At 56.5% G+C, this 19,149-nt stretch carries 16 protein-coding genes; 9 read left to right on the forward strand and 7 right to left on the reverse strand.

Annotated features, from left to right (window positions below; genetic code table 11):
* Positions 1-176 precede the first annotated feature (176 nt).
* From QA646_RS22875 to QA646_RS22890, 4 genes are all read right to left on the reverse strand, one after another.
* Positions 177-1,847 (reverse strand): EAL domain-containing protein, encoded by a 1,671-nt coding sequence (locus QA646_RS22875; RefSeq protein WP_283060538.1) that lies wholly within the window; start codon positions 1,845-1,847, stop codon positions 177-179.
* A gap of 482 nt (positions 1,848-2,329) precedes the next feature.
* Positions 2,330-2,536 carry a KTSC domain-containing protein gene (locus QA646_RS22880; RefSeq protein ID WP_283059033.1) on the reverse strand — a complete coding sequence of 69 codons (207 nt, stop codon included), beginning with the start codon at positions 2,534-2,536 and terminating at the stop codon, positions 2,330-2,332.
* A gap of 470 nt (positions 2,537-3,006) precedes the next feature.
* Entirely contained in the window at positions 3,007-3,867 is an 861-nt protein-coding gene (locus tag QA646_RS22885) for an alpha/beta hydrolase (RefSeq protein WP_283059034.1), read from the reverse strand.
* Positions 3,868-3,960: 93 nt separating this feature from the next.
* Positions 3,961-4,581: an ABATE domain-containing protein gene (locus tag QA646_RS22890; RefSeq protein WP_283059035.1), complete on the reverse strand. Its 621-nt coding sequence runs from the start codon at positions 4,579-4,581 to the stop codon at positions 3,961-3,963.
* Positions 4,582-4,775: 194 nt separating this feature from the next.
* Between QA646_RS22890 and QA646_RS22895 the strand changes: the two genes are divergently transcribed.
* From QA646_RS22895 to QA646_RS22920, 6 genes are all read left to right on the forward strand, one after another.
* A complete protein-coding gene (locus QA646_RS22895; RefSeq protein ID WP_283059036.1) occupies positions 4,776-5,360 on the forward strand; it encodes a TMEM175 family protein in 585 nt (194 codons plus the stop codon).
* A 145-nt stretch (positions 5,361-5,505) separates the two neighbouring features.
* Positions 5,506-5,691, forward strand: coding sequence for a hypothetical protein (locus tag QA646_RS22900; RefSeq protein ID WP_283059037.1), 186 nt, complete (start codon positions 5,506-5,508; stop codon positions 5,689-5,691).
* A gap of 691 nt (positions 5,692-6,382) precedes the next feature.
* Complete coding sequence (locus tag QA646_RS22905) at positions 6,383-6,535, forward strand: hypothetical protein (protein WP_283059038.1); 153 nt, start codon at positions 6,383-6,385, stop codon at positions 6,533-6,535.
* A gap of 39 nt (positions 6,536-6,574) precedes the next feature.
* Positions 6,575-6,811, forward strand: coding sequence for a 30S ribosomal protein S21 (gene rpsU, locus QA646_RS22910; RefSeq protein ID WP_283059039.1), 237 nt, complete (start codon positions 6,575-6,577; stop codon positions 6,809-6,811).
* Positions 6,812-6,872: 61 nt separating this feature from the next.
* A complete protein-coding gene (locus QA646_RS22915; protein ID WP_283060539.1) occupies positions 6,873-7,067 on the forward strand; it encodes a hypothetical protein in 195 nt (64 codons plus the stop codon).
* A 585-nt stretch (positions 7,068-7,652) separates the two neighbouring features.
* The gene (locus QA646_RS22920) at positions 7,653-8,423 is read left to right on the forward strand and encodes a DUF1236 domain-containing protein (protein ID WP_283059040.1); all 771 of its coding nucleotides are present in this window, start codon (positions 7,653-7,655) and stop codon (positions 8,421-8,423) included.
* A gap of 232 nt (positions 8,424-8,655) precedes the next feature.
* On the opposite strand, the gene QA646_RS22925 is transcribed toward QA646_RS22920, so the two are convergent.
* The 3 genes from QA646_RS22925 to QA646_RS22935 all read right to left on the reverse strand — a co-directional run bounded on the left by QA646_RS22925 (position 8,656) and on the right by QA646_RS22935 (position 12,604).
* Positions 8,656-9,312 carry a hypothetical protein gene (locus QA646_RS22925; protein ID WP_283059041.1) on the reverse strand — a complete coding sequence of 219 codons (657 nt, stop codon included), beginning with the start codon at positions 9,310-9,312 and terminating at the stop codon, positions 8,656-8,658.
* Positions 9,313-9,618: 306 nt separating this feature from the next.
* The gene (locus tag QA646_RS22930; protein WP_283059042.1) at positions 9,619-12,021 is read right to left on the reverse strand and encodes an FdhF/YdeP family oxidoreductase; all 2,403 of its coding nucleotides are present in this window, start codon (positions 12,019-12,021) and stop codon (positions 9,619-9,621) included.
* A gap of 88 nt (positions 12,022-12,109) precedes the next feature.
* Complete coding sequence (locus QA646_RS22935) at positions 12,110-12,604, reverse strand: sigma-70 family RNA polymerase sigma factor (RefSeq protein ID WP_283060540.1); 495 nt, start codon at positions 12,602-12,604, stop codon at positions 12,110-12,112.
* A gap of 514 nt (positions 12,605-13,118) precedes the next feature.
* Here QA646_RS22935 and QA646_RS22940 point away from each other — a divergent pair.
* From QA646_RS22940 to QA646_RS22950, 3 genes are all read left to right on the forward strand, one after another.
* A complete protein-coding gene (locus tag QA646_RS22940; protein ID WP_283059043.1) occupies positions 13,119-14,345 on the forward strand; it encodes an MFS transporter in 1,227 nt (408 codons plus the stop codon).
* 104 nt (positions 14,346-14,449) lie between these two features.
* On the forward strand, positions 14,450-15,505 hold the full coding sequence (locus tag QA646_RS22945; protein ID WP_283059044.1) for a chemotaxis protein CheB: 1,056 nt from the start codon (positions 14,450-14,452) through the stop codon (positions 15,503-15,505).
* Between the two features lie 117 nt (positions 15,506-15,622).
* Positions 15,623-19,141: a CheR family methyltransferase gene (locus tag QA646_RS22950; RefSeq protein WP_283060541.1), complete on the forward strand. Its 3,519-nt coding sequence runs from the start codon at positions 15,623-15,625 to the stop codon at positions 19,139-19,141.
* Positions 19,142-19,149: the final 8 nt, after the last annotated feature.

The following is a 19,149-nucleotide window of genomic DNA, read 5'->3' on the forward strand; positions in this document are numbered from 1 at the left end:
ATGGATGCGCAGAACCGCTCTATCTTTATGGTCTCACAATTCCGGAAGGAAAACGCTGCGCACTTTCCGGGAATTGTTTCCGGAGCATCTCATCTGCTTTCTGAAAGCAGATATTCCGGTATTTGCGACGACTGCTTACGGAACAGACCCGACTTGTCCCGCCAACTTCCCACCACCTATTTTTTTTGGTTCTGCCGGTTTGCCGTATCATTACGCCGGAGGAACTCCAGCACCGAGGACGCAGGCAGAGGCCGACCAAGAAAATATCCCTGCAAACGATCGCAGCCGGCGGCAATGAGCCACTCGGCTTGCGCTTGGTCCTCCACGCCTTCAGCAGTGACCTTCATTCCCAACCCATGCGCCAAAGCGACGATAAAGCGGACGATCGTCTGGCTCTTAGGGTCGTTCGTCAGATCTTTTATGAAGTACTTGTCGATCTTTATGGAGTCGAAGGGAAAGTTCTTCAAATAACTCAGGGAGGAATATTCGGTGCCGAAGTCATCGAGCGAGATTTGGATACCGAGGACATTGAGGGTATTCAACGTATCGAGATTGTTGATCGTGCGCTCAAGCAAAACACCTTCGGTAATTTCAAGCTCAAGACGTTCAGCCGGAAATCCGACCATATCGAGCGTCTGGGATACCTGATCGGTGAAGCTTCCGGTCAAGAACTCAGCGGGCGAGAGATTGACTGCGACCATGCAATGCGGCGGCCAATTCATGGCCTGCCGGCAGGCCTCTTCCAGGACCCATTGGCCGATTTCCGGCATCATTCCGTCGGCCTCTGCCATTGGGATGAATGCGGAAGGTGGAATGATACCCATCATCGGATGATGCCACCGCAACAACGCCTCGAAGCCTGCGACGGAACCGGAACAATCCATCAGCGGCTGATATTCGATAAAGAACTCACCGTGCTGCAGCGCCACGCGCAGGCTTCGCCTCAGCAATTCCCGCTGCTCCAGCACCATCATCATGGCTGGCTCAAACGTTCGCGCGCGGCCTCTTCCCTCACTTTTTGCGGCATAAAGAGCAATATCGGCGGCACGCATGAGCTGATCTTCTTCGCTGCCATCGCGCGGGGCAAGCGCCACGCCGATGCTTGCGCCTGAAAACACCGCGATACCATTGACTAGGAATGGCTTTTTGAAAGCGTTCACCAACGAATCCGCCAGTCGCTCGGCCTCAGCCGGCTGGTCATTGCGGAGCTGAATGATCGCAAACTCGTCGCCCGCCAGCCGGTATGCGGTCTCTCCCGCTCCCAGCACATTGCGTATGCGTTCGGCCGTTTGCTGCAGCACGATATCACCTGCGGCATGTCCCAGCGTATCGTTGATCGGCTTGAACTCATCGAGGTCCAACTGCATCAGCGCGATACCGTTCTTTTCGCCTGATAAAGCCTCGTGCAGCTGTGCGGCGAATTGCCGCCGGTTCGGCAGACCGGTCAAGGCATCATGATTGGCCTCGTGCAGCAGAAGGGCCCTGTCTGCCTCCTCAGGTGACGGCTCCCGCCGAAGCAGGCTCCTCGTTTCAATAACCGCGAAACCGTTGGCCGGTCGAAATATGATAAGATCGCATAATGCCTCGCCCGCTCTTTGGAACTGCACATTCCGCAGCGATCCGGTGTTGCCCGTCTGCTCCGTGAATATGGTCATCTCCGGATCGTCCAGCTCCGGATATATTCCGAAAAGCGTGGCTTGAGAGGTCTTGTCGTCGCCGTAGAAAGCCCTAAACCTCTCGGACGACATTATGAGATTCAAATCGGAGTCGTAAAATGAAAAAAGCACGTCAGGCGCGTTGCTGGTCGGCAAAGGTATGTCGAACTTAATGACGCTACTGGCTGCCATTCCGGTCTCCGTCCCGTTCTGGGAAATTTCAGGCTTCGTAATCGCTTTCAATCTCCTGTCGTCTTAGAATTTTAGCGGCCCGAATCCAGATACTTGTCCTTCCACAAGTACCGAATGGCTTTGCTTTCTATATTACGCATAAATAATTTAACAATTGCCGAATTTAAGCCGCTGCGTCTGATCGGCTTCAGGCAACACTCCTCCTACTTGTGAGCGCTCCATCAAACACTCATTTTATATTACGCTTATGAAATTAATTCTGTCAAACTTTCAATCTAAGATTGTACTCAAATGTAAAGACAGGCATGGGTACACACCGTTCGTAGAGATCTTCACCGAGGATGACGCATGGTGCTATAGCCCGTCACATATCTCGAACGCCGAGAATGGTCCGGCCTTCAGGGAATCGCAGAATCGCCGCGCCCTTCTTTTTCCTTCGCTATTCCGAACAGAAAGCCGCTGCGCGGCTTCCCGGAATTCCTCTAAGCGACGCGTTCGAAGCGGGTACGGATATGTTCGATATAATGCTGGCCGGGAGAGGAAGCCGCCACCATCGCCAAGGCAGCCTCTTCCGGTACACCTGCAAAGAGACGCTCTTCGCCGTTTTTGAAGCGAATATAAAGGCGGCCGTCGTTCGGATGGAAAAATACGGACTTAATGATTTTCGATGAAACCGGGAGTTCTTTCATAGGTCACCTCGCCTTTTGGGGTGCTTGTGCCATGAAAATCACAATATCGCATGAAATGAACTCGTTAAGAAAACGTAGCTCTGCGACGCAGCCGCTCTGAATATTTCAGGTTACCTGGACCAGTGCGGCACAACGGCCGATCCCACCGATCTAACAAGGCGTTGTGTTGACCTGAGATGCGATCTCAGCCGTAAGCGCGATGCAAGAAAATTTAGCCCGATCTTCAGCAGCGATCCTGCCGACATGCCAGGGCCGTTATCCTCGACTGTGGGACGGTATAGCGATGGTGGTCCGGTTACCGGGACCACCATCATACCCAGGTTTACGTATATCACGCTCCATCTGCGCTTTGACTGTTTCATGCCCGGTGCTCCTATAACTTTCGCCTCGCCGCCCTGGCTTGCGCGCGTCCATACGACCTCCTGGTATATCGCTGACGGGAGCCCGGTCGCCCGAGCCCAATCAGAAGCTCACTCGGCACCTGAGAAGACATCCTTGATCGCGGCTGCGATCTCCTCGCAATGTGTCTCAAGGGCGAAATGACCCGTATCGAAGAACCTGATGTCCGCGTTCGGGATATCCCGCTTGAACGCTTCGGCGCCAGGCGGCAGGAAGAACGGATCGTTCTTGCCCCAAACGGCCAGGAACTTCGGCTGACAAGTTCTGAAATACGCCTGGAATTCCGGATAGAGAGCGACGTTGCTCTTATAATCACCGAAGAGATCGAGCTGGGCGTCGATCACCCCTTCCCGCGCGAGATAGTAGTTATCGAGGGAATAACCGTCAGGCGAAATCAGCGTCGTATCCGTCACGCCATGGGTATATTGCCACACCGTCGCGTCCGGCTCCAGGAATGATCGCAGCGCGTCGCGATTGGCAGGAGACGGATCGTTCCAGTATGCCCTGATCGGGTTCCAACCTTCGCTCAATCCTTCCTCATAGGCATTGCCGTTCTGCGAAATGATCCCCGCAATCCGCTCGGGATGCCAGGTAGCCAGCCGGAAGCCCGTCGGCGCGCCGTAGTCGAACACGTAAATCGCGAACCGTTTCAGCCCGATCACCTCCGTAAAGCGGTCAATCACTTTGGCGACGTTGTCGAAGGAGTAGGAGAATTCGGAACGCGGCGGCAGATCTGTCTGGCCGAAACCCGGCAAGTCAGGAGCCACCAGATGAAAATCCGCGGCCAGAGCCGGGATCAGGTCGCGAAACATATGACCGGAGCTCGGAAACCCATGCAGCAGCAGAAGTGTCGGTTTCTTTCGATCACCCGCTTCCCTGTAATAAACGCCGAGGCCGTCTACATCCACCTTCCGGTAATGCACCTTCGTCATGGAACCACTCCTTTTCGTAACCTAATTAATGACATTCAAATGGTTACATAGGACGCATAACCTGTCAACAGCCATCAATAGGGTTATGCGGCTTTAGTTTGCCCGGGCGCGGTGAGCGGCCTGCTTTGCGCGGTTGCCGCAAACTGCCATGCTGCACCACCGGCGCTTCTTGCCGCGGGTGCGATCGATGAAGAGAAGCGTGCAATTGTGACCTTCGCACGCCTTGATATCCGAGAATTCCTCGGTGCAGACGAGTTCACCCATCGCTTCCGCCACGGGGGATAAAAGGGCGTCAGGCGATTTCCACTGGCGCTCCATGCTCCAGCGCAATCGGGTCGCCCCCTTCTCCTCGTCCGCGGTGACGATTTGGCGGAATTGCTCATCCCGCGCCAGCAGGCGGTTTAATGGTTCGAGTTGATCGAGCGCGCTCGCATCGAGAGGCTTTCCCTTGTGTTCCCGGACGAAACCGCGGAACCATTCACGCAACGAACGCGCTTGTGCCGCCAGCGATTCGAGCTCTCCGGGCATTGCATTCCGGATAATGGACTGCAGTCTGCGCTCCGGAACGAGACCAGCCTCGCGGAGCCACTGGATAAATCCCTCGCCGTCATTCAGCCATTCGAAAGGCGCGTCGACCGGGGTTGCCACTGAATTTAGAAAATCAAGACCAGCGGCATCCCCGACGAAGATTGCTGGTGGGTTGCGTTCGGCCATGTCCTATCTCACTTGAAGTTTATTCATGTTATGATCGCTCCGCCCATTCTTCGCTGCGCATCGCTGATTTTCAAATAGCGCAATAACCTTTTAAAATCCAGTAAAATGGTTATTATTGTTTACTGTCGATACCGTTTCGGTCTGACACCTATTCTTTTGCCAGACGGGCATTTTGAGCCATATGGAGAAAGCCAATGGTAGAGCGAAAACCGACCGCCGAGCGGCTCAGCCTCTTTTCCGATGGCATTTTTGCGATCATCATCACCATTCTCGTTCTTGAACTTCGGCCGCCGCACGAAGCCAGCTTCACCGCATTGAAGGAACTTTGGCCGGAGGGTTTGAGCTATGCGGTCAGTTATTGGTTTCTGGCGGTGGTGTGGATCAATCACCATCATGTGCTGCGCTTTGCCGAGAGCGCGACTCCGCGGCTTATCTGGAGCAATTTTGCCCATCTGTTCTCTGTCTCCCTCATTCCTTTCACGACCGCGTGGATCGCCGATAGCGACCTCGGCTCAGCGCCGGTAACGCTTTACGCCCTGGTCTTTGCCGCCGTGAACGTGACCTACCTTGCGATATGTTGGGAAGCCGTCGACCGCCCCTCGGACGAACATCCCTCCGATCGCATCAGGCGAATGATGCGAATGCGATCGCTGGTGACAATCGTCCTGTTCCTGGCCGCCGCATTGATTGCGATCTGGTCCCTTGCGCTTGGCCTCGGCATCATCGTTTTCTGCCTGTTGCTTTACGTTCGACCCGATGTTTCCGAGGTGAGTACTTAACAAATTCGCCGGTCGGCAAGCCTCCTTATCGCGCTTGAGGCGCACGCCAGCGGCGGGTCTGCGTGGATCGGATGGGTATCCTATCTAGAATAACTTATGAACAATAAGCATCCCCGGAACGTTTCTCCGCCAGGAGGAATATCCCATGAAGAGCATGCAAAACCGTCAGGTTAAAAGGCCCGGCCCACGTGAGCTGGACGTGGAAAAACATTGCAAGAAACACGGCGTCGACGCGGCCGAAACCAAGAAGCTGGTCAAGTTGTTGGGTCGCCACGCTCCGCTGCATGAACTACATGCCAACGCTCCGCCGAAACAACCTCGTTGGCGGTAATGTTTCCCGCCGCATACATGACCAGATGTAATCACGGCTCAAGGATTGATCTTAGCGTTTGAGACCGCGCGGGCGAATGCTCGCGGCCTCAAACGCCTTCCAACGTCTACCCGCTCGCTATCAGTCGCCCCACGTTCCTCGTCTGCCAAGAAATTTAACGAAACAGATGCATGAACATCATCCCAGGCGTATGATTATGCATGGATAAGCAACTCGTAGAACAACATTTGAAATTGGCGAAACAGCACGTGGCTCAGGGTCGCAGACATATCACGCGGCAAAAGCAAATCATTTCCGATCTTACGCGAGGCAAACACGACACCTCGCAGGCCCGCCAGCTCCTATCGACCTTTGAGGAACTGCAATTGATGCATATTGCCGAACGGAACCGTCTCCAAAAGGAGCTGGAGTCGATGAGGCCGTAGCTTTTCCGCATGGCAATAGGAACGGAAGGCAGATCGAGGCGGGATGAGGCGCCGTCTCCACCTTGCAAAGGCTTAGCCAACTACCCATTTATTGACGTGAGGCTCCGGAGCCGCGTGGCGTGATATCGCGCCGAAGCCGATGCTTCGCCAGAACTGTGGCAAGAACATCAGTCCGTAGCCAACGTGCTCATCGAGCATTTGCGTGATGGGCACTCCCACTATTCCATATCGCTTACGCTGACCGAACGGTCGGCAGAGGATCTCTATTGAACAAACCAAACATCGCTGTCGCGCCCGCGGCGGTGAAGCCGCGCGAGCGCGATGAGGCCGTAAACCGGCCCGACAAGAACTGGAAGCCGTATCCCTGCCTTCTCACCCGCCGGGAACTGCAGGAATTGATCGCCGAACAGCTCGGCTGATCTGCAAATATTTACCAACGCAACAACAAGGAGAACAAAATGCACGTTCTGGTCAGAGACAACAACGTCGAGCAGGCGCTGAGAGCGCTTAAAAGAAAGATGCAGCGCGAAGGGTTGTTCCGGGAGATGAGGGAACGGCGGGCCTACGAGAAGCCCTCTGAACGCCGTACCCGGCAAAAAGCGCAGGCAATCAGCCGACAGCGCAAGGCCGCCCGGAAGAAGATGCAGCGCGAAGGCCTTGTCGCCGCATCCAAACGAAGATCATCGGCGCGATAGAGAAATATCGCTGGAGCCGCTCTTCGATATGGCGGCTCACGGCTGAAGGAAAGGTTGAATGATGGACGAATTGTATAGCATGACCGTTTCCGAAGAACGGCTTGAGGATTGCCGCGATGTCATTGAGCCCGACTTGCAAGACCTGATCGAACGAACGATCGGCTCCGGTTTCTCGCGCGAGGAGGTGTTGATCGCAATCAGCGAATTGGTGGCGGAGGATTTCGCCGCGGTCGCAAGGATTCCGAGCGTCCATTGAGGCGCAGCGGACCGCGAAAGCGGCGACCGGCCCGCCGTCGGCAGAGGCGAACAGTTACCAACGGCAGGCTTCCATGGCCGCATAAAAAGTGCGGCATTTTTAGCAAGGATGACCACCTCGCCGGCATTCCAACTGCCATTAAAGGCATTTGTTCCAGATAACGACGTGAGTATCACCGCCCAAACCGCCGGTGGTGGGGATCACTTTCCTATTGGCTCCCGCTGCCGCATCGCATCCGAAGTACCTTCTTTCGATGGCTGGTGAAACTCTATGGGACCTTAGTCCCGAACCGCATAGGACCAACGTCTTACCCTGCCGCGACTGAAGCCCCAAAACAGGAACAGACCCGGTTCCCAGTTGTTTTATCAAAGCTCCGTTACTCGCGGACAACTAGGAAATACAAAGGAGCCATTGGAGAGCCTGAGGGCTTTCCGATCATTCTTCATAAATAGGGACACAGAACCCGGCGCCCCTGAGGCGCCGCGGCCGGCGTGCGCCGTGAAAACACATCGTCATGGCCGGCCCGTCGTGAAGCAACAGCGCTTTTGCCGTTGATTGGCATCAGTGCACCGGAAGGAGTTCAATATGCCTCGCAATCTGTTCTACATTCTCTTGGCGTCCGCTGCCCTTAGCCTCTCCCCAGTGGCTCATTCCGTTGCGACTGCACAGGATTCACAGGATTCAACTGTCCTACCGAAAACCGGCACGTCCAAGAGCGGCTCCGGTGAAATGAAAACTCAGGGTGAGACTAAGACGCAGGGTGAGACGAAGACACAAGGCGGAACTACGGCACAAGGCACGTCTGGCACTTCCGACGATTCGTCTCAAACCATACTGCCGAAGGACAAATCAAAATCATCGACCAAGCAGCAAACCACTGGAAACAGCGGATCATCCGACACGACTGGCAAAACTCAGACCGATACAACCCAGAAATCCGGAACGAGCACCGAGACTCAAAAGCCCAACACCCAGGAGACTCAACAATCGACGACATCCGGCAAGACGCAGACGGATCAATCGAAATCCACTGACACGTCGAAGACTGGCAGTACCAACACCCAGACGAATACCACCCAGAACAATACTTCCAATACCAACATCACCGTCGAGCAGCAAACGCAGGTGCGTGAGGTAATCAAGGAATCTCACGTCACGCCGGTTCATGTGTCGGAAGTCAAGACGGTGTCCGTGGGTGCCACTATTCCGCATTCTATAAGGCTCGAGGTACTTCCGCCGCGGATCGTCAAGATCGTGCCGCAATACAAGTCGTATCGGTACTTTGTCCTTGACGACGGTCGCATCGTAATCGTCGATCCCGACACGTTTACGATCGTCTTTGTGCTCACCGCTTGATAGGCCGACGCACATTCTTCCCAAGATGTCCGCGAAAGATATCCCGGCCTCGGCAGCGCCCTGGGCCGGGATCTCATTTCCGGGGCATCCGATAACGACCGCAAGCCATAAATACCACCAGCGAAATCTACGATATCGAATGCGAAACGCCGATCGTTTAGCAGCAGTCGTCGAAGCCATCCATCTGCGACCGCTGAGGTAGTCGGGTCGCGCCTCTCTTAGACTACACCTGTTACCACTTGATCCGATAATCGACCCGCACATTGCCCGCCGGCGTCAACGTCAGCGGATCGGTAAGTGAAGCGGTAAGACTGAGATTGGGCGCGATCGCTTGGTTGAAGGCAAACCTACTCGAGAAGGCGTCCTTAGTGTCGTTCACCTCTCCGCGCGCCGAGATCGACGTACCGGTCCACGGAAAGATCATCGTTACCGCCTGTGAGGCGGTGATGGAGGTAGAGGCAGTCTGCGTCGTCGCATAGCTGACGTTCAACGACCGCACCATCTGCATGTCGATATCTTTCGAGAATATCCAGTTCCGAGAGCGGCCAAGATACATCATTCCACTGCCCCTCAGCGCGTCCACCCGCACCGCCACTTCCCGGCGCGAATTGCCGGCAAAATTACGGCGATCCTCCACCATTCTTCCCCATAGCGTGGCGAGTTCGGAACCGGTCAGGATCGTTCCACCAGCCGCTCCTCCGAGCCCGATGTCGGCACCCGCGCTCATTTCCCAGGCCATCGGCAGCCGAAAGCCGATCGTCGTTTGATAGGTCCGCGGGGCAACCTTGACCGGCGACCAGATCACCAGATCGCCGGCGTGAGCCTTATGCGAAAGCGGAACAGCACCTGCGAGAACGCCAAGAAAAATACCCGTTGAAATGAATCTCATCACAAAAGCCCAATTGCATTTGTATCAATGCCCGCGCGAGAGCGCTGCATTGACAGCCGAAGACGATGCGAAAACGCATTTTCAGCTTCGGATTGATTTGGTTGGTTGGCGCCGATCCAGCGGCCTGCCTTTTAGGCACTCGAACCGTTGTCGCGCGAGACAAACGCTCCGCGCCTCAACAACTCTCGACGAACAGAGTCCCATTCAAGGGAATGCTTGTAAACCCCTTGGGCTGAAGTTTTTTGCTGCGATGCACATGTGCCGCACTTCTGCCTCCACGACCTGTTTGATGCGCCTGTGCGGGCTTCAACCAGCAGGCGCTTTGCCGGAGCGGACAAGGCGCACCGGCAACAGCTTATAGGACGGCGTTTTGGACTTGGCGTCATGATGATCCAACGGAAACAGCGGATTGGCTTCCGGATAATAAGTGCCGCAACATCCCTCCGGAATGTCGTAGGCAATAATGGTGAACCCTGAAACCCGGCGCTCCCTCTCCTGATCGATCGCCGTCACGAGATCAACGGCATCACCGTTGTTGAAACCAAGACGCGCAATGTCGGCTGTATTGACGAAGACGACCCGCCTGGTTCCCTCGACACCGCGATAGCGGTCGCTGAAACCATAAATCGTCGTGTTGAACTGGTCGTTGGAACGCAACGTGGCGAGATGAAGGACATCGCCGCTTTGTGCGCCGAGCGAAAACTCCGGAAACAGGCGGTCGGGGGTGATGAAATTGGCCTTGCCATTGCGGGTGACCCATTTGCGCTCTCGCGCCGGCAGCGGTCTTGTTATGCCGCCCGGTTGGAACATGCGCTTATTGAAGTCCTTGAATGTCTCCGGGTATGTTTGCTCGATGGCGTCGCGGATCTTTGAATAATCACCAACCCAGCGATCCCATGGCACGACCCCTTTGGTCAGCGTCGCCTTTGCCATGCCGGCAACGATCGCCGGTTCCGAAAGCAATTCCGGACTGGCGGGCCGGGCTCTTCCACGCGAACCATGAAAATGCGCGACTGAGCTTTCCACCGAGACCGCCTGCGGACCGCTCGCCTGTTCATCGATCTCGATCCGGCCGAGACATGGCAGGAGATAGGCGATTTCGCCATGAATGACATGGCTACGATTGAGCTTGGTGGCGATCTGTACGGTCAGGCGCAGCTTCCGCCATGCATTCTCCATCGCGACGGTTTCAGGAATAGCCCGCAGAAAATTTCCGCCGAGACCGACGAACGCCCGCGTCTCGCCCTCAAGGATCGCTTTGCATGTCTCGACCGTGGTATGGCCGGTCCATTCCGGCGGCTCGAACTGATAAAGCGCGGCCAGCTTGTCCAGCGGCACGAGACCCGGCTTTTCGGTGATTCCGACCGTGCGTTGGCCCTGAACATTCGAGTGGCCGCGTACCGCGCAGATATTGGCTCCCGGCTTGCCGATGTTGCCGCGGAGAAGCGCTAGATTGACGACCATGTGCACATTCTGAACGCCCATAACATGTTGCGTAAGGCCCATGCCGTAGACGATCAGAACCGCATTCGAGTTGGCGTATGTCGAAGCAGCCTGCTGCATCTGAGCCCGGGTCAGGCCCGAGACCCGCTCCAGCTCGGCCCAATCGTAGTTCCGGGCGGCAGCAGCGAACTCCTCGAAACCCGCGGTATGTTGGCGAATGAAATCGTGATCGAGGACATGCTTTTTGTCGGCGGCGGCCATCGCTGCGGCAAAGGCCACCGTTCCGGCATCGGAGACATCGTCCGGTATCGCATCGGTTCCCGCAACCTTGCTGGTCCCGGACGCCTTGAGCGCATCGTCAGCCTCGATCAGCGCCTTGCACACGCCGAATAGTGCCGCGATATCGCCGCCGTTCCTGACCTGATAATATTCCGACGAGATCGGCGTTTCCTTGCCGGTGAGCATCTGACCGGGCATCTGAGGATTGACGAAGCGCTGCAGCCCCGGCTCGTGAAGCGGGTTGAAGGTGACGATCTTGACGCCCCGGTTGACCGCGTCCTGCAGGTCGTGAAGCATTCTCGGCGAGGACGTACCAACGTTCTGCGCAAGATAGAAGATGCAGTCGCAATTTTGGAAATCGGACAGAATGGCCGTGCCGATCGAAGCGCCGATGCTTTCCGGTAGTGCGACGGATGTGCTTTCGTGGCACATGTTTGACGAATCCGGCAGATGGTTACTGCCGTATATGCGTGCGAACAATTGATACATATAGGCAGTTTCGAGCGATGCGCGGCCGGACGTATAAAAATCGACCTGCTCGGGAGATAGCGCCCTCAATTCGCGGCCGATCTCCTCAAAAGCCACATGCCAAGTGATAGGTACGTATTTGTCCTTTTCGGCATCCCAACGCATGGGATGCGTCAGACGCCCCTGTTCTTCGAGATTATGGTCGGGCCAGGTTTCAAGCTCGGCGAGCGTATGTGCCGCGAAGAAGGCACGATCCGCCCGTCGGTTGGTGACCTCCCAACTGGTGGCCTTGGCACCGTTTTCGCAGAACTCCAATGGATGAGGCTTCGCAGGCTTGCCCCACGCGCAACTGACGCACATGTACCCGTCCGGCTTGTTTTGATGGGCCAAGAGAGATGGGCCTGCGATCGGAATATGCTCCCGAAGGAGAATACTGCTCACCGACTTTGCGGAACCCCACCCACCTGCTGCGGGTTTGCCGGATGCTTTCGTTGGTTCGTTTCTCGGCTGCGTAGGCATGACGAAGATCCTTCTCTACCGCAAAGAACCAACGGGCGACTTCGCGTCAGGTCGGTCCGGAAAATGGAGCTGCGATGGTTTGACGATGTCAGCCGAAGTCCTCATCGAGCTGCGCGGCGAGCTGTTGGCGGGCCCGGTTGATGCGGCTCTTCACCGTGCCGATCGCGCAACCGAATTTTTCTGCCGCATCGTCATATGAGCGGCCCTCGATGACCACATATTCCAACACCGCCCGATATGGCTCCGGCAGCATGTTGCAGGCCCGCTCCAGTTCCTTCGCACGGATCGTCCATTCCTGCGACGGCGCTTCCACGCCAAAGCCAGAGACGCACTTCTTGCTGCCCGGCGACTCGCGCTTGGCTATGCGGAACTTCGTGCAGAACGTGTTACGCATAATGGTGAACAACCAGGATTTCAGCCGCGTACCTCGATCGAACTGTCCAAGATTGGCGAGCGCCTTGGCCAAGGTTTCCTGAACCAAATCATCAGCATCGGCGGAGTTCCTATGGAAGGTCCTGGCGAAGGCGCGAAGAGCCGGGATGAGATTTACGATTTCTGCCTCTAAGTCGGCGGATCGGGACATGTCGAACACAACGCTCTCCTTTTAGCCGCGTCATTGACGCGATGTTTGCATCGCCCCGCTAATGCAAACGTCGTAGCTACCGGCTCAGCCTCCTCGCGGATGCCGGTCGGATCAATCCAACAATCTTTTATTGATCGAGTTGCCGCGATGACGCCCGAAGCCCTTCAGACCTTTTCAAGCGCTTTCGCATCCAGTAAGGAACGGCTCTGTCTTCAGCTTGTTCCGCGCAGATTCTTAAAATTCTTCGGCGTCTGGCGCCGATCGGTTTCCCCAGCCGACCACGCTTTCATCGGCAAGCCGGGACTATTTTGAGCGATGGAAAATGGTCGAACAATCCATCAATTCGGGAACATTTTCCGACGTGAGACGTTCGACGCCGTTTCAGAGGCAGGCCATTCGCGAAGAACGCATGGTCGCCGCTGATCGAGCTTTTGCATGAGAAAAGCGCACGCCGACGCTCACGAGCCGCCTGATGCGTTTCCATCTCGTGACAGCAGCCAAAAGGATTCAACCGATGGCTCTTATGGATCACGTAAGAGATCGAGAGTTCACGCCGTTCATCGCAGTATGGGCAGTCGCAGCAGAGCTCGCCATCATATTCGTCGGCGCAACCTTGCCGACCCCGCTCTACCCCTTCTATCGAACGGCATTCGCTTTTTCCGGCCTTGTCCTGACCTTGATTTATTCGGTCTATGTTCTGGGAAACCTGGTGGCACTGCTGATCCTCGGTCGCCTGTCCGATCAGATCGGCCGCAAGAAAATCACCCTGCCGGCAATCGCCTTCGGCATAGCAAGTACGATCCTCTTTGCTTTTGCGAGCAGCGTCAAATGGCTGTTCGCCGCCCGGATCCTCAGCGGAATCGCCACCGGGCTTGCCGCAGGCGCCGCCACAGCATGGATCGCTGAGCTATCTGCGGGCAAGAACAAACTCCCTACCGCGAAAATTGCCTCAGCCGCCAATTTTGCCGGCCTTGCCATCGGACCACTTGCCTCCGGACTGCTCGCCGAGTTTGCGCCCTGGCCCCTGCGCCTCTCCTACGTCCTATATCTCATTCTCCTGCTCGGGATCGCCGGCGTCATCATATTCGTGCCGGAAACCGTGGCAAATCCAAAACGCCGGCTGCGCGAAATCTCGCTGAAGCCGAGACTTGGGCTGCCGCGGGAGATCAGGCAGAAGTTCATATCGCCGGCCGTAACCGGATTCGTCATATTTGCACTGATCGGCTTTTACGCCGCCTTGATCCCGAGCCTGTTGTCGGAAAGCCTGCACCAGACCTCCCCCGCTGTGTCCGGCGCTGTGGTTTTCCAGCTATTCACCGTTGCGGTCATCTCGGTGGGGCTGACCGGAGGGTTGGCAAGCCGGACGGCCATGTTGACTGCGTTGGCGCTGCTACCCGTCGGTACCTGGCTGCTCGTGATGGCACAGTTGATGAAATCCTTGCCGATCCTGTTCCTCGCCACGACGCTCGGCGGCATTGCAGGAGCTTTGGGGTATCGCGGCAGTCTCGATTTGATTAACACGATCGCACCGCAAAATCAGCGCAGCGAAGTTGTTTCAAGCTACCTGATCGCCGTCTACACCGGCAATGCCCTTCCCGTCATCGGGATTGGATTGCTCTCCACTCTCACCAGTTCGATTGTCGCGCATATCTCCTTCGCCGCATTGATCTCCGTTCTTGCCGTCATTGCGCTGGTGGCCGAAAGGAGATGGGCAATCCGAGGCCAAAATGCGCGAAGATGAACTGACAGTTCTTCTTTCCGACCTCCCGCAGCGTCTACTTTATTGGCCTGCGGCTAATGGAACAAAGACTGCCGCCGCTGGTTCCTCCCCTAATGTGAGGTGTGATGGCTAATCGCGATATCATCGTCATTGGCGGATCGGCGGGATCGTCGGACCCTCTGAGAACCATATTGGCCGCCCTGCCCCGCAATTTTAGGGCGGCAGTGCTCATCATTGTTCATATCCCCGCAAACAGCGCCGGGATATTCAGGCTGGTGACTTCCGCTTCCAGCAATTTGCCCGTCAAGAATGCCGAAGATGGCGATCCCATCGTACCCGGCCAAATCTACCTTGCTCCCTCCAACCACCATCTGCTGGTGATAAAGGACAAGCTGGCTCTCGGAAACGGGCCTCGCGAAAATCTCGCTCGTCCCTCCATCGACTCGCTCTTCCGCTCGGCCGCTCTTTCCTGTGGCCCCAGAACGATTGGTGTCGTTCTCAGCGGCAAGATGAACGATGGCGCATCCGGCCTTGCGACGATAAAGCAAGCCGGGGGTATCGCCCTGGTTCAGGCGCCGACGGATGCGATGACGCCTGAAATGCCGATGTCGGCATTGGAAGCCACCCCTGTCGATCTCAGTGCCACATCCGGAGAATTGGCGCAGGCGATCATTCACTTTGCATCAGAGCCGCCAGGACCGGCGCTGCCATTGCCGGCAGGCATCAGGATTGAAGTGGAGATCGCAGCAGGCGGCCCCTCGGACACCCCTAAAATCAAGGAACTAGCCGACCCTTCCCCCTTGACATGCCCGGAATGCGGCGGTGTTCTGTCGGAGGTACGGGATACGCAGCCCCTGCGGTTTCGCTGCCAGATCGGACATGCCTATACCGCCAAGGCATTGATTGCCGAACAGCGCCATTCCGTCGACACGGCCATGCGCGTGGCACTGCGAATCCTCGAGGAACGCGCCTCTCTGGTCAGCCGCATGGCGAAGGAGGCGAAACAGGCCCACCGTTTGGGCATGGCGGAAATGCATGAAGAGCGGGCCAGGGAATACCGAAAGCACGTAGATGTCTTGCGCAAGGCCATACTTCAGGGCATGGAAGATAAGGCTCCTCACGAGAGCGGGTCTGATGTCATTGACCTGGAAATGCACGCGGGAACGAAGCCGAAATCGTAATGGGCCGTCGCGGCGGCCCGATAGCATGGAACGCCAGACGTGACGAAGAAATCTCGGGTAAAAAAAAGCGACGAGCTTTCAACGAATGCCGGAGTTGATATCCACGAAAGTGCCCCCTTGCGGTCGCCGGTCATCGTGGGGATCGGAGCTTCCTCAATGGAGACCGGCAGCCTCGAAGTTTTCTTCGAGCACATGCACTCTTCTCCGGGAGCCGCATTTGTCGTCGTCATGCAATACCGCGACGCTTTCGATCAGGATGCATTCCAGGCTCGTATGGCGGCCGTCAGCGGCCGTACCGTGCGATCGGCGTCGAATGGAGAAACGATAGAATCCGAGCGCGTCTACATTGTCCCGGCCGGTATGGCGGCCAGCCTGAAAAATGATCGGCTGCTGATACATCATGCCCCCGACGCATCCGGTGAACGCGGGACCATGGACAGCTTCCTGGTCTCCCTAGCCGAACAGGAGCAAAAGCGGGCCATCGGGCTTATCATGAGCGGCTGCGGAACGGACGGAACTCTCGGTATTATTGCCGTCAAGGAGCAGGGCGGATTGGCGCTTGCTGAAAGCGGCCAGGAATCCGTCGATATTTCCCACCCTTCCTCACAGCCGAAGAGCGCGGCTGCGGTGGCGGATCTGGTTTTGTCCGCTGAGGAGCTGGCAAATCGCGTAAAGACTCAGATCCGCAGCCTGCAACGCCAGACGTTGGCGCAGGATTTCGACGAACTGGTCGTCCAGGTCAGCCCGCAATTGACACGCATCGCCGCCGTGCTTCGCAACCGGACAGGTCATGATTTTCACGGCTACAAGCCCAATACGTTCCTAAGGCGCGTGCAGCGCCGCATCCAGGTGACGCAGACCGATACCATCGAAAATTATCTCGAATATCTGCGTTCCGAACCCGAGGAAGCAAACAGCCTGTTCAACGACCTGCTGATCGGCGTGACGCATTTCTTCCGGGATACGAAAGAGTTCGAATATCTCGAACGGGAGGTCATTCCCAAACTCTTTGAAGGCAAGGGAGCGAGCGATCACATCCGTGTATGGGTACTTGGCTGTGCCACGGGTGAAGAAGCCTATTCGATTGCCATTCTGTTGCGTGAACAGATGGCACGGCTCGACATTGTGCCGCATATCCAGATATTCGCGACCGATATCGACAATCGCGCGCTGGCGCAGGCACGTGTCGGACGGTACGCCGCCTCCGCCATCAAGGACGTTACACCCGAACGGTTGGCACGCTGGTTCGTCAAGGAGGGCGAAACTTATTCCGTGGTCAAGGAACTGCGGGAAATTTGCCTGTTTTCGCAGCACAATCTCATCAAGGATGCTCCTTTCTCAAGGCTCGACCTGGTGTCGTGCCGCAACCTTCTGATTTATCTGGGCGCGGAACTTCAGAACAGGGTCATTCCGCTCTTCCATTTCGCCCTGCGGCCGGGTGGTTACCTGTTCCTTGGAAATTCCGAGAATGTCAGCCGCCATGGCAAGCTCTTTACGCCGGTGGATCGTCGCTTCCGAATATTCCGTCAAATCGAAACCATGACCCGTCTGCTGCCGGATTTTCCGTTGTCGGCGGCAACGGAGCGCAACGTGCCCCCCGGCATGCCGAATGGAGTACGCACCGCTGTCAACAATGTGTCCGCGCTTACCAAGCAGGCCGAGCGGATCATGGAGCGGTATGCGCCAGCTTATATGATCGTCGACGAAAATCATGACGTGCTGCATTTTTCCGGACGCACCGGCAAGTTCATCGATCCGCCTTCGGGCCATGCCAGCCTCAATGTTTTCAATCTGATTCATCGCGATCTGCGCATAGATCTGCGCGCAGCACTCCATAAGGCGGAGACCGACAAGGCGAACGTCAAGGTCGGCGGCTTGAAAGTGGGCCAGAACGGCAGCGCTTTAGTGGTGACCATGTCGATCGAACCAATCGACCCCGCGCCGGGGCAGCCGCCGCGTTTCATGGTGATCCTCCAGGACGGTCAGGTGGTCGGCGAAGATGAAGCCGGCAGTGTCATTCCATCCGCCGGTCAGGAAGAACATGTTCGGCGTCTGGAGGACGAGCTTCGTCAAGCGCGCGACCGGCTGCAGGCGACAGTCGAAGAGCTGGAAAGCACCAACGAAGAGTTGAAAGCCTCGAACGAGGAATACCAATCCGTCAACGAAGAACTTCAATCGTCGAACGAGGAACTGGAGACGTCCAAGGAGGAGCTCCAGTCGCTCAACGAAGAGCTTCAGACGGTCAATGGCGAACTAGCTCATCGTGTGGAAGAGCTGGCGCGCGCGAATTCCGATCTTAGAAACCTGCTCGACAGCACGCAGATTGCCGCGGTCTTTCTGGACAATGACCTGCGCATCAAAAGTTTCACCCCCGCGATCACCGACATATTCCATCTGATCGATACGGATCTCGGCAGACCGATCCATCACATCGCTGCTAGAATTGCCTATGACGATCTGGAGCAGGATGCGCGGCGTGTTATCCGAACGCTGAGCAGCATCGAGCGCGAGACGAAAAACCCGCAAACCGGCTCACAATATCTCATCCGCGTGCTCCCCTATCGCAGCGTCGACAATGTGATCGAAGGCGCCGTCTTGACCTTCCTGGACGTGACGGCGCTCGTAAGAGCAGAGGAGCGTCTACGTGATCGCGAGGCGCTTCTGCGTTCCGTCGTCGAAGGCATTCCGCAGCTTGTCTGGCGCGCAGCAGCGGAAGGCAATTGGACCTGGTGCAGTCCGCAATGGACGGCTTATACCGGTCAGACCGAGATTGCATCGCTCGGCAGAGGCTGGCTTGAACCCATTCATCCCGATGATCGCAAGAAGGTCGTGGAAGCCTTGAAGGAAGCCGAAAGCACCGGAATGCTCGAATTGGAGCATCGCCTCTTCAATGCCGAAACGAATGCCTACAGGACCGTGCATCTTCGCGCCCGGCCGGTGAAGAACGATGCCGGCAAGGTGGCCGAGTGGTTCGGGACCGCGACCGACGTGCATGAAATGCAGCTTCTTCAGGAGCATCAGCAAATCTTGCTGCATGAACTTCAGCACCGCGTACGCAATACGCTCGCGATCGTCCGCTCGATTGCCGCCCATACGGCAGAGACGAGCGAAACGGTGGCGGAGTACGCCCACCATCTGGAAGGCCGCATCAATGCAATGGCAAGACCGCAAACCTTGCTGACGAGCGCGCCGGATGCCGCCATGGACCTGAGAGAGCTGATCGAAAGCGAAATATCCGCGCAGACCGGCAGGGACGAAAACCTGGTGACGATAACGGGTCCGAATGCGGCCCTGTTCGGGAAAGTCGCGGAGAACATGAGCCTCGCGATTCATGAACTGACCAGCAATGCCGTGAAATACGGCGCATTGTCGCGAGACGGTGGAGAGTTGCACATATCCTTCCATAATCATGGTGAGGGTAAAGAACGTTCTTTAAAGCTGGTCTGGCAAGAGACAGGGTTGACGGGGTTGCCGAAGAGGCCGGCCCGACGCGGATTTGGGTCCGAGCTGATCGAGAATGTCGTGCCGTATCAGTTCGGTGGCAGCGGACGGCTTGAATTCACGCCGGAAGGATTGATCTGTACCATCGAACTTCCTCTTTCAGAGAGCATCAAACTGCATGAGGCAAGCCATTGAAATATCAA

It is taken from the genome of Rhizobium sp. CB3090, from assembly GCF_029714285.1.
In the GTDB taxonomy this organism is placed as follows: Bacteria; Pseudomonadota; Alphaproteobacteria; order Rhizobiales; family Rhizobiaceae; genus Rhizobium.